The organism is Bacillus sp. SIMBA_008, assembly GCF_046535495.1.
GTDB lineage: Bacteria > Bacillota > Bacilli > Bacillales > Bacillaceae > Bacillus > Bacillus subtilis.
This window is the reverse complement of sequence record NZ_JAWRWL010000004.1, coordinates 287,022-299,244: the sequence shown is the minus strand read 5'-3', so window position 1 is coordinate 299,244 and position 12,223 is coordinate 287,022. Positions and strand designations below refer to the sequence as shown.

7 protein-coding genes, 1 pseudogene and 1 riboswitch are annotated in these 12,223 nt (G+C 45.8%); all 8 genes and pseudogenes read right to left on the bottom strand.

Features of this window, described 5'->3' with window-relative positions:
* Positions 1-11: 11 nt before the first annotated feature.
* Complete coding sequence (locus SB658_RS15525) at positions 12-461, bottom strand: NUDIX hydrolase (protein ID WP_015715262.1); 450 nt, start codon at positions 459-461, stop codon at positions 12-14.
* Between the two features lie 58 nt (positions 462-519).
* Entirely contained in the window at positions 520-2,343 is a 1,824-nt protein-coding gene (gene kimA, locus SB658_RS15520; protein ID WP_003234374.1) for a potassium transporter KimA, read from the bottom strand.
* 192 nt (positions 2,344-2,535) lie between these two features.
* Positions 2,536-2,679: riboswitch (cyclic di-AMP (ydaO/yuaA leader) on the bottom strand.
* A gap of 135 nt (positions 2,680-2,814) precedes the next feature.
* Positions 2,815-4,926: a cellulose biosynthesis cyclic di-GMP-binding regulatory protein BcsB gene (locus tag SB658_RS15515; RefSeq protein WP_015715261.1), complete on the bottom strand. Its 2,112-nt coding sequence runs from the start codon at positions 4,924-4,926 to the stop codon at positions 2,815-2,817.
* Positions 4,927-4,931: 5 nt separating this feature from the next.
* Positions 4,932-6,194: a glycosyltransferase family 2 protein gene (locus tag SB658_RS15510; RefSeq protein WP_003246697.1), complete on the bottom strand. Its 1,263-nt coding sequence runs from the start codon at positions 6,192-6,194 to the stop codon at positions 4,932-4,934.
* Positions 6,187-7,895 (bottom strand): annotated as a pseudogene (locus tag SB658_RS15505) (DUF2334 domain-containing protein). The gene SB658_RS15510 and the pseudogene SB658_RS15505 overlap by 8 nt, the downstream one beginning before the upstream one ends.
* A 10-nt stretch (positions 7,896-7,905) precedes the next feature.
* Positions 7,906-8,757 carry a cyclic-di-GMP receptor EpsK gene (gene epsK / locus SB658_RS15500; RefSeq protein WP_003234384.1) on the bottom strand — a complete coding sequence of 284 codons (852 nt, stop codon included), beginning with the start codon at positions 8,755-8,757 and terminating at the stop codon, positions 7,906-7,908.
* Positions 8,738-9,826 (bottom strand): hypothetical protein, encoded by a 1,089-nt coding sequence (locus tag SB658_RS15495; protein WP_015715260.1) that lies wholly within the window; start codon positions 9,824-9,826, stop codon positions 8,738-8,740. Before SB658_RS15495 ends, epsK begins: the two co-directional genes overlap by 20 nt.
* Before the next feature lie 202 nt (positions 9,827-10,028).
* The gene (locus tag SB658_RS15490) at positions 10,029-12,212 is read right to left on the bottom strand and encodes a DNA topoisomerase III (protein WP_003234388.1); all 2,184 of its coding nucleotides are present in this window, start codon (positions 12,210-12,212) and stop codon (positions 10,029-10,031) included.
* Positions 12,213-12,223: the final 11 nt, after the last annotated feature.

Below are 12,223 nucleotides of genomic sequence, written 5' to 3'. Positions count from 1 at the left end.
GGAGACCTGAATCACTTGCCAAGTCTTCTTTTCAACAGGTCGATCGCCGCGAGCAACCCTCTATCCTTAACGGTGACATTTACATCTTGAGCGCCGTTCTTGAAATCATTGATCTGCCTTTTTCGATTCGGCACCATAAAAAGCGGCAAACGCCCCGGGGAAACCCACTTTAATCCCGCTGTCTCTGTGCCGTCAGCCACTGCTTGTCCGCCTGTTATGCTTCCGAAAAACAGATGCTGTTCATCTTGAAACTTTGGCCTTTGGTAAACACCTATTTTCGCAGAAAGCGCTGCATTGTATCCCGTTTCTTCCAATACCTCCCGCACTGCCGCTTCCTCAGCCGATTCCCCGGGATCAACCCTGCCGCCCGGCAAATCCCATAGAGGGACATCTTTTCGTTTCACCAGCAGAATTTGCTGACTTTCGTTCAATACGATCACAAAAGCACCTTGTGTATACACCGCCATACCTCCTTTTCCCGCAAAAAAGGACCAAGGTGATTCCCTTGGTCCTAGAGCTTTACTTTTTAAAATGATATGGCAGTGTGGCAACCATTATGTCCTTTTTCCAGAACAGCCGGACTCTGAGGAGAAAGGCCGATTGGTTGTGAAGGATGGTGTGCCAGCGTTTTTTCGTTATAAATTGCGGAAACAGCACCATAACGGAAAACTGCTCCTTCTTCGCTTTTGCCTCAACTGTTTCCAAAAACTTATCAAACGGATGGACAAGGCTTCTGTACGAGGAGTGAAGCGTAACGAGACGCACGCCGTTATTAAGCTCTTCCCAGCGTTTTTCGAATTTCTTTTCCTGTTCTCTGTCAAATGACACGTGAACGGCGATCACTTGATCGGACAGTGATTTCGCATAGTGAATCGATTTTTGCACGACGGTGGTGACACCGGCCACAGGCACAATCACAACGGTGCCTTTGATTTCTTCCGGCTCTTTGTCTACGATGCGAAGCTGTTCACCAACCGCTGTATAGTGATTTTTAATCGCAAAAAACAGCAAAACGACGATAGGCATAAAGATTAACACAGGCCATACGACATTAAACTTCGTCACAAACAGAATGGATAGAACCATAAACGATATCAGAGCACCGCAGGAGTTGATCAGCATTTTTCCGATCCAGCCTTTTGGTTTTTGCTTGATCCATTTCATGCACATGCCGGTTTGTGAAAGCGTAAATGGAATAAATACGCCCACAGCATATAACGGGATTAAGTGCTCCGTCTGTCCTCCGAATAAGATAATGAGAACAATGGACGCAAAGCCTAAAAAGATAATCCCATTTGAGAAGCCTAAGCGGTCGCCCCTGACAGTAAACATTCGCGGCATATACTGGTCTCTCGCCAGGTTGAAGGCAAGCTGCGGGAAGGCTGAAAATCCCGTATTTGCCGCAAGGACCAAAATAAGCGATGTGACACCTTGGATGACATAATAGAACACATTCCGCCCGAAGGTTTCGGACGCAATTTGTGAAACCACTGTTTCATCAGGCTTCGGCGCCGTACCATACCCGTACGCGAGCACCGTGATGCCGGAAAACAAGATCGCCAGCAAAATCCCCATCATCGCAAGCGTTCTTGCCGCGTTTCGCGCAGGCGGGTTTTTGAATGCAGGAATCGCATTAGAAATGGCCTCAACCCCGGTCAACGCTGAGCATCCGGAGGAAAAAGCCTTAAGCAGCAAAAACAGCGTAATGCCGGCTACAGGTGTGCCTAGCGGTGTATGATGGGCTGGCTGGTCTATTTGTCCTGTCATGAGTTTAAACAACCCGACTGCAATGAGAACCAAAAGCGCCACCACAAACAGATAAACCGGGTAGGCAAGAATGGATGCCGATTCCGAAAGACCGCGCAGGTTCAAAATCATAATCACTAACACGAGAAAAATAGCGATCGGCACATGATAATCATGCAATGCAGGAAAGGCTGACGTGATGGCGTCCGTGCCGGCGGAAATACTTACCGCTACTGTTAAAATATAATCAACAAGCAATGAACCGCCCGCAATCAATCCCGGTTTTTCACCGAGATTTTCTTTAGAAACGACATACGCCCCGCCGCCCTGCGGATAAGCGTAAATAATTTGCCTGTATGAAAGAATCAGTGCGAGCAGTAATATGAGAACGCCAACCGCAATCGGAATGGAGTACCAAAATGCGGCAGCACTGATTGTTGCCAAAATGATTAGAATTTGTTCTGTCCCATATGCAACAGATGACAGCGCATCTGAGGAAAGCATAGCCAAGGCTTTTAATTTCGTCAGTTTTTGCTCTCCAGCTGCTTGGGATTTTAGTGGTTTCCCAATCAAAAAACGTTTGATTGAATGATACATCGATGTCTTCCCCTTTTAATTTCTCATTTTTCAATTAAAACAATAAAACATCAGTGTCTTGCTCTCACATGTTGATGATAGTCCTTTCTGCTATGATGTCTCTGTATGCGATTTGCATTCAAAAATGAACAACAAAAAACACAGAGGCAAACGGATGCCCCTGTGCCATAACATCGAACACAGGTTTCATTCATCTCCTCTCACGAACGCTTACGAGGTTAGCTGACGGATTCGGGCATATGAGAGTTAGCCCTACCTAAAAAGGATTCACCCCAACGGCAAAAAGCCGTTCTATTGGGTCCCCCGCTCTGATTTCAGATTAAGCGATTTGTTTTCTAAAAGAGATCATACTCCCGTTCCCGCACGTTGTAAAGAGGCTTATTGGCTGAGAGAAAAAAATAAAATGACAGGTTCCACAAATGGAATTTACTTACCAAAAATAAAAAAACAGAGGCTAAAATCGCCTCTGTTTTATTCTGTATCTGTCTTTCTTTTTCTGCGTCTTACGGCAATCCAAATGAACACTGCCGCAACCACCATAATGAGTGCCAGCACACCAATATACATCCATTTCTGGCTATGATCCTGTGTTGGTTGTTCTGCATCGGAACTGTTTGTTTCCGATTTGAGCTGCTGGTGGTTTGTAAACACCTGCTGGCTGTTTGTTTCATTAAGGACGGTTGCCGACTCATCGTTGCTGTTCAGATAACTGATGATCTCTTTTGTGACAGCCGTGCCATCTCCTTTTGACGGTGCAAAGACAGCCATTGTATAGCGTGAATCCCAAACCGATGCTTGGGTAAATACCACTTGTTTTGTCGTCTCATTCAGCATCTCGAAACCAGATACATCAAACGAGCCGTTCTTTTCCTGCGGCACAAGCAGATCTGATGATTTCTCCTTCAGAAGAGAAAATTGATTGATCCCTCCTATGAAAATGAGGTTTCGTCCTTTCGCATCATTTGCTGTAACGTCAGATGATTTCTTTACCGTATATGAATGCTGTGCTTCGCTGCCAAAGGATTCCGTCACGAGAGAAAGCTCCTCAAGCTTCGATTGGCTTACGGTGTCAGGAAGCACGATTAACGTTGTTTGATCCTGGTTTCCGGCGTAAGGAAGCGGCCACTCTTGAAAATCCGCTGAAGGAGACATGCCTTTGATAGCGTATGATAATGTACTGTTTTTATCGATAAAAACCCACTTTTCTTCATCAGTCGTATTACAAGGGTTGTTTTCCTTTAAACCGATCGTGACAAACTGAATATCAATGTAGCGGTTTTTTTGCAGCAGCTTAGGGTCCACTTTCACTGTGACATGATAGAATCCGTTTTTATCTTCTTTTCCTAATTCATCAAGCCGGACCGAGTGCGGCTGGCCGTTGATCATCACTTTCAGTTCTGCAGCCTGAGAGGCTGACTCGTTTTCAGCCGTTGAGGCTTGAATCGTTTCAGACTTTTTCAGTTTAAGCGACAGCTTCGCCGATTGGTTTTCATCTAAAACAGCCGAAGCCGGATAAAAATAATGTGCTGAAGATGTTTTGTCAGCTCCAATTGTGATATCGCCCGCTCCAAAATTCTCAAGGGTCAGCTTATCGCTTTCTTTTTTTTCAGTCTGCTGAAGCTTGCTGATTGAAAGTGTATCGCCGCTGAGCTGGCCTGTATATGTCTGATCTGTTATCACGCTGATTTTTTTAGTGAGCGCGTCCTCGGACGCAGCTTGCGCAAACAAAACCGACTGCTGCTTGCCCTCTGCTTTCAGCACCCGCTCCGCAAGCAGAAGGTTTTCTCCTTTTGCCTGTAGCCCAGCTTGTTTCAACAGTTTTTTCACTTTGCCGTTCCAATGCTTGTCCACGCCGATAACAATCGTCGGCTTATCGATTTTTTTCAGTTCAGATTCCGTGACATACGCAATACTGACACTGCTGTCCACCGTTTTCAAATAGCCTTCTGTTTTAACAGCAGCTTCTATTTCTGCTGAACTTGGGTTATCCGGAATGACGATAGCTGTTTCTTCAGCTGTATTTCCAGATTGGGCGAAAGGATACGGATAATGGTCCAGCGACGTTCCCTTCGCTTCACTGCTGTCAGCAAGTGTCAGCCGGCTGTCCGGATAAATTTTGATCCAGTTGCCTGATGTATCCTGTCTGACGCACACGCCCTCTTTCATTACGCCGTAGAATTTCAGCGATACGTTGTGATAGCCTTGCGCAGACTGGCTTTTATTCAGATTCAGCTTCACTGTTTTCCGTTTGGAATCACCATCAAGCTTTAACGTCTTGACCGGTTCATCATCAATGACAGCCGTTAACGATGATGGAGAAATTAAAAGATTTGATGCCTCGTATTCGATTACCAATTGCTGATTGCCCGAAGAGGCGCCTGCCGGGATCTGATACGTCAGCTCTGCGCTGTCTTTTGATCCATACAGTGTAATCAACTCGCTTGTCAGCACCTGCTGTTTGGCTTGTTCTTGGCTGCTTTTCCCGAGGAGCGAACCACTGACCTGTACGTCTTTGGCAAGAGCCGTTTGTCCAGTCATCGCCAGCAGCATGAAGCTTGTGAGAAAAATCATTATTTGTTTCAAAAAGGTCACCCGCTTTTATGTTGATTGTATCGTTCTGTCTTGTACCATTTGACCTCTTGCTTGAATAAACGGTGCTTGATTTCTACGAATAAAGAGTAGATAACAAGCACAATCCATGCCTGCGAGTATGTGAAGTACATGAGAAATACGATAAAAAAGTTTTGCTTGTTCATTTCTGTTTTTTCAATGCTCAACGTAATCATGACCTCTGTCATAAATAAGAAAAACGCCAAAATCCAGAGAATCATTGCCAAAAATCCAACAGACAAATGCAAATCATAAAACAAATTCACTACAAAAATCGCATTTGACATGATCACGCCAAAGAAAAACAGGAAGTACGTAAAGAAAAAATAAAACAAATCAAAGATAATCCGTTTTCGTTTCAGCTTAAAAAACTGCGCCAAAAATTTGAGCACGACATATTGATTGCCGCGCGCCCATCGGGTGCGCTGGCGCCACCATACCTTCCATGTTTCCGGTTCCTGCTCCCACGTGATGGCGGCAGGGAAAAAGCGGATGTGATAGCCGAGATTATATACCCGGATGGTCAGCTCAGTATCCTCAGCGAGCGCTTTGTCATCCCAGCCTCCGAGCTTTTCGATAATGCTTCTGCGGATCGCGAAGTTGGTGCCTGGGATCGTGGCGATTTTGAACCACTTCCATCTGCCTCCCTGGGCCATCCACTGAAAACAGATCGTTTCGATATTAATAAACCTCGTCAGCAGCGTCTTTGCCGCATTGATGACGCGGAATTTCCCTACCACGGCGCCTGCCTTTTCGTCATTCATCAGGCCGAGCACGAGGTAATACACGGCCATTTTCTCAGGCGTGTTGTCGGCGTCATACACACAGATCACATCGCCGTTCGATTCGGCAAAACCCGAGTTAAGTGCAGAGGATTTTCCTTTTCCTGCATTTGGCGGCTTCGTAATCACCATTTTGATGAAATCGTATTTCTCGGAAAATTCATTGACGATATCACCCGTCCGGTCTGATGAATTATCATTAACGACGATAATCTCCAGCCGGTCCTTCGGATAATAAAGGTTGACCATGGCCTTCAGCGTCTGCCGAATCACAACCTCTTCGTTATGCGCCGGGATGAGGACGCTGACCTTCGGCAGTTCCTTCATATTTTCTCTCCACTTCGGGATATTCCGTTCGAAGGTCATATAGTGGCGAAACCCGCCCTGCATGAGGAACATGTGGTAGAGAAGCATAACCCATATTAAACTTAGCGAGATAAAGAACAGCGTATTACCCAAGGCTTCTTCTCTCCTTAAAAATTCGTTTTTTCAATGTGGCTCTCAAGTAAAACGTATAACTGACAAACATGATGACAAATAAGAGCACAACAGCGGAGAGAATCCATAACGCCTTTTCAAGAGGGGTTTGCCGGTGATGATCGAAAAACTCGTCAATGGCGCTTACGCCGTTTTTCACCTGAATCGTTCCGTCACCGCTTGTATGAATTTCCACTTTATCTGTTTTGACGGTTTGTTTCGTTTTCTTTAAATCAAGCCATTCACTGTCTGGAATGCGTTCCATCTGATCAACCAGCTCCGGCAGATATTTCATCCCAAGGTACGGGTGATAAAATCCTCCGGCTACTCCGCCTTCAAAATCAATCATCTGGGAGATGTGCTCCTCCATCTCACCGATCGGGTTTTGCTTTGATGTGTCGACAAAGCCGATCGTTTCCGGATAAAGCGTCATTCCGTGCAGCATCGAAGGAGCAGTCACAAACGGAGGTGCACCGGATGTTTTCCATGTTGTGCTGCTGAGCTGGACCTGGCCGAAAATGCTTGTAAAATACTGCGAGGCGATTTGATAGCCATATTCGGACATCGTGTAATGCGGCGCTTCAAACGCCAGCGGGTAAAGACCCGATGATGTCAAATCCTCAATGGCACGCGTCAGTTTTTGTTTTGTATACGTTTCTTCCTTTTCCCGAAATGGTTCGAGATAGCTGTGATAGGCTTGTTCGTTCGGGAAGTCCTGTTCTTTCTCCAAAATGGACGGGGGGTCTTCGGCATTTCCGGATGTAATCGGCTGATCCGCCTTTGCATCCCAAAATTCAAAGCCCTCTCCTGTTTCACTGTAGCGATAAGCGTGAGTATAGCCGTGAACAATGATACTGCCGCCCATGCTTTGCAGCTTCTTCAGCACCTTGACCATCTTCGGTTGATCAGACAAATACACTTTGTCGCCTGTTTCCGGATTCAAATAAACCGGAATGACCGCCAGGATAAAAGGAATATGCCGCTTATGCAGGTATATACCGGCTTGAAGCAGCAATTTTTCATCAGACATCGGGCTGATATCCTCGAGACGCAAATACAATAACGTCGTCCCCGCCTTCTCTCCGAAAGCTTCTCTGAGCTGTTTTGCCACGATCAAATTGTCATTTAACAAATTTGTTAATCCAATGTACACATTCCCTTTTTTTGTTTTCCATATAAAAGAATGTATTGTGCCGTCATCGGCTTTGAAGGTGTAAAGCGCCGTTCCTTTCAGGCCTGATACACTCAGCACGTTAAGCCCGCTTTCCAGAGACACATTGGCCTTTTCCGACCTGCTGTGAACCTGAAACACATTTTCTTTGCGGGCTAATGAAAGCCCAGAAAATTGGTTGATCTGGCCTGCGTTATAGCCAATGGCGACAACCGGTTTTTTACGCCGCTGATAAGAGACAGCAATTTTTTGCTGAGCTTTCTTTTCGTTTGGCCGAAATAAATCACATGGTCTTTCCCTTTGAAATCCGATGCTTCAACGTCTGAATCTTTTTTGACTGTCACATGGGATGTAAAGTGGCCCGCAAGCAAATCGAGCATTTTGACTTGTGACGACTCTTTGCCGTCCAAGGTTGAGTAGATGATGAGAATGCCGGCATCCTGATCTTTCGCTTGCGCAGAAACGGGAAAAGACGCAATAGCTAAAAAAAGAAGCATCATGACGCATAGCAATGTGATTCCTTTATAGTTCATTCATCATCATCTCGTTTTCCAGTTCTTCTAAAAATTGATCAGCTGTTTTGATATCGTTGCGGTAGGGCAAATAGCAAACGTGGAACGTAAGCGACACATACTTTCCATTTTCCAGCTGATATGTATCCAATTGTTTCTTCAGCTTAGTCAGAACGGCCGGCATATGTTCAGCAGGCGTGTGCGTCAGCACGATCCCGATACGCTCGTCAGAGGGACGGAATTTCTTATCCGTTTCCCGAACGCTTGTCCTGATTTGCTGACCGACATATTGGAAGAGGCGGTCCGTTTCTTTTTCACCGTACAAAGACTTAAACTCTTTGAAATAATGCATATGGAGCAGCAAAAACACAAAAGAATTGCCGTAGCGCTCCGCCCGCTTGATTTCTTCTGAAAGTTCCAGCTTCATCCTTTGCTTGTTATCAAAACCAGTCACTCTGTCAACAGCAACATAGCTTTTGATTTCGGATTGAAGCCGTGTTATTGAGCGCCGAAGCTCTGCTGTAATATCGTGGATTCTTCCAGAAATAAAAGAAAACAGCAAAAGCGCGATTCCCCACACGACAAGCATTCGCAGCCCTTCCTCAGCCGGAAAGAGCGATGTCTGTCCAGTCTGGAAAAACATCATTAAGGTGCCGAGAACAAAGAGTACGATTAAGGTCACTGCCAGCGCGTAAATCGGGCCGAACCAGATGCCTGCGGCGATGACGCCAAATGTGATGCAAAGGATCAGAGCACCTTCTGATTGCTGGGCTGACACATAATAAATAAACAAAGACAGGGCCGCGATGAGCCCTGAAAAATAAGCAAATAATTTTTGTGATTCACTGAATGATATTTTCATTAAAAAGCTTCCTTTCGGCTAACAGCGGCAGCAGATTGTCAAATGAATGCGTCTGAGTGCCGCTCATATAGCCTCCATAATACGATTTCACCGGATCATGAATTTCAAAGTCATTCATTCTGTCATATATGGCTTTGATGACAGAACTGTTTTCATGCTGTTTTGTCAAAAACAATACGGCTAAGGCATATACGGATGGAGACTCATATTGGACGGCAGGCTCCTTCGTATCTGCCGAATACCGCCCGTACAGCTTTCCGTTTTTCTGAAATTCCTGCTTGATCCAGTCCGCTAAAACAGATGCTTTTTCATCCCCTTCCGGCAAATGCCAAGCAGAGTAAAGCTGATCAATCAGGTTGATTTCACTATCATATGTGTATTCCTTCGTCTCCGAGCTGTATGTCTTCGGCAGAAAGCCATTTTTTAAAGGAGCTGAATAGAGAACATTGGCATTCCGCTGTTCTGTGTCTTCGTCTATGATTCCATTCTTCTTTAAGACAGCTAAGGCGTCAGGCATGACGTATGAAAGCGTCACATCCTTTGAAGCGGCCTGTGAGTCGTAATAGTCTGTAAATAACCCATTGTTCATATTGTATGTCTTCAAAGACGTGCCGATATCCCTAGCCGTTTGCGCGTAGTCGCTGCGGCCCCATTTTGCGGCGGCTTGGTCAAGAGACAGCATAATTCTCATATCATCTATCAGCGCATTCGTCCCGCTCGCTTGGCCATTTTGAATCTTCCACGTCACCAAGTGATTGCTCATCAGAAATGAATCAGTCAGATGCTGATATTGATCCTGGAAATGCGGTGCGTCATTTTTGCTGAGCAGAAACTCCATCCACAGGCCGAGAGATTCCGACAAGTAAGAAGGCTGGTCTGAAAAATCGGTTTTGATCAGCCCTTTGTCATTCATTAAATTGTGATAGATGAAATATTCCGCCGGCTGGAGCGGGCTGGCATTCACTTCTGTCGCCGACTGATTTTGGGTCTTGTTTCCAGCTTCAGCACACCCTGCAGAAAGTCCGATAGATAAGAAGAATAAGATGACAGCAATTAGTACATGCCTCACAGGCAAATCCCCCTTTGTCGCCTGAAGCAAATCAGACGCTCACAAATAGTTATAGACGAAAATATGACTGCCATGTTACAAAGTACATTTACTATAAAAGAAAAAAATGCAGATTGCTAGCTTTTTTTCCCCTTTTTGAACATTAAGAAAACAGGACCTAAGTCCACTAAAAAAACCTGTGCGATAGGCACAGGTTTTTTTATTATTTATCCAAACCGAGTTTTTTCAGCTGTTCTGCCAGCGCGTTGTTAATCGGCTCATCTTTATTTTGTTTTTTCATATAAGAGGATACGTCCCGTTTGGTAGCACGCGCTTTGTCTTTGTTTTTTCGTTTTTCAAATACAGAGAGCTTTTCACGGTGACCGCACACACACGCAAAGGTTTGGCCCTCGCCTTGGCCGCGAAGCTCCATTCTTTTATGGCAATTCGGGCAGCGTGCGTTTGTTTTTCGGGCAATCGTTTTTCTGCTTCCGCATTCACGATCTTGGCACACGAGCATCGTCCCGCGTTTGCCGTTTACTTTCAGCATCATTTTGCCGCATTCCGGACATGCCGTTCCCGTGATGTTGTCATGTCGGAAGGTTTGGCTGCTGTTTTTGATTTCTTTTACCGTTTGGTGAGCGTAAGCCTTCATATCTTTAATAAAAACAGCCGATTTCAATTTGCCGGCCGCGATCGCAGACAGCTTTTGCTCCCATTCTGCTGTTAAGGCCGGTGATTTCAGATCCTCCGGAACAAGCTGCAGGAGCTGTTTTCCTTTAGATGTGATAAAAATATCTTGGCCTTTTTTCTCGATTAAAAAGCTGTTGAACAGTTTTTCAATAATGTCGGCACGCGTTGCCACCGTGCCGAGGCCGCCTGTTTCTCCAAGAGTTTTGACGAGGCCTTTTTCTTCTCCCTGCATAAACGCGCTTGGGTTTTCCATCGCTGACAGCAAGGTCCCTTCATTAAAGCGGGCAGGCGGCTTCGTTTGGCCGCTTGTTTCCGTTAACGTGCGGACGGCAAGTGTGTCGCCTTTTTGAAGCGCAGGAAGTGTCTGGTCTCTGTCATCCTCCTGCTCATCATCCTCATCCGCCATATCATAAACGGCTTTCCACCCTTGCGACTGCACGGTTTTGCCTTTCGCCGTAAAGGTTTCTCCGCCGATTTCTGCGATGACCTTTGTTTCCTCATATTCGAATGCAGGCATTAATACAGCAAGGAAACGTTTCGCAATCAGGTCATACAGCTTTCGTTCTTTATCACTCAGGCTGCTGAGAACGAGCGGCTCTTCGGTCGGGATAATCGCGTGGTGGTCTGACACCTTCGCGTCATTGACATATCCTTTATGAGATTTAATGCCGCGTTTTTTAATTTGGCTGACATATTGGGCATACGGTTTTACTTCCATGCCTTCCAGACGGTCTTTTAACGTTGGGACGATGTCACTGGATAAAAATCTAGAGTCAGTCCGCGGATATGTGACGAGCTTATGCTGCTCATATAGCTTCTGCAGGACAGAAAGCGTTTCTTTAGCAGAAAAACCGAAGCGCTTGTGGGCGTCACGCTGCAGCTCCGTTAAATCATAAAGCGCAGGCGCAAAGCTTTTTTTCGCTGTTTTTTTCAGCTCAGCTACGACCGCTTGCTTTCCTTCGAGGTTTTTTAGCAAACGGCTTGTTACATCTTGATTGAACGTTCTCGTCTGCTTTGATTTCTTATCCTGCCACGTCAGCGTCATGCCGTCGACTGCAGCACGAATGCCGTAATACGAAACGGGCGTAAACGCCTGAATGTCTGCCTCGCGCTTTGCAATCATGGCAAGCGTCGGAGTCTGCACACGCCCGCATGAGAGCTGGGCATTGAATTTTGTGGTAAGTGCACGGGTGGCGTTGATCCCCACAATCCAATCCGCTTCCGCTCTGGCGACGGCAGAATGGTACAGGTTTTCATATTCTTTGCCGCTGCGCAGCTTTTGAAAACCTTCCTTGATCGCTTTATCCGTCACAGATGAAATCCACAGTCGCTTGATTGGTTTTCGGACATTCGCTTTCTCAATGATCCAGCGCGCAACAAGCTCACCTTCCCGGCCTGCGTCAGTCGCGATGACAATCTGATTGACGTCTTTACGAGTAAGCTGGGATTTGACTGCATTGAACTGCTTTCCGGTTTTTTTTATCACCACAAGCTTCAAGGGTTCTGGGATAATCGGCAGATCCTCTAGGCGCCATGATTGAAATTCTTTTCCGTAGCCTTCCGGATCAGCAAGCGTCACCAAATGGCCTAAAGCCCAGGTCACAATATATTGATCACTTTCGAGATAACCGTTTCCTTTTTTATGGCACTTCAGCACCCGGGCTAAATCCCGGCCGACTGAAGGTTTTTCAGCTAATACAACTGTTTTTGACATGCTTGATCACT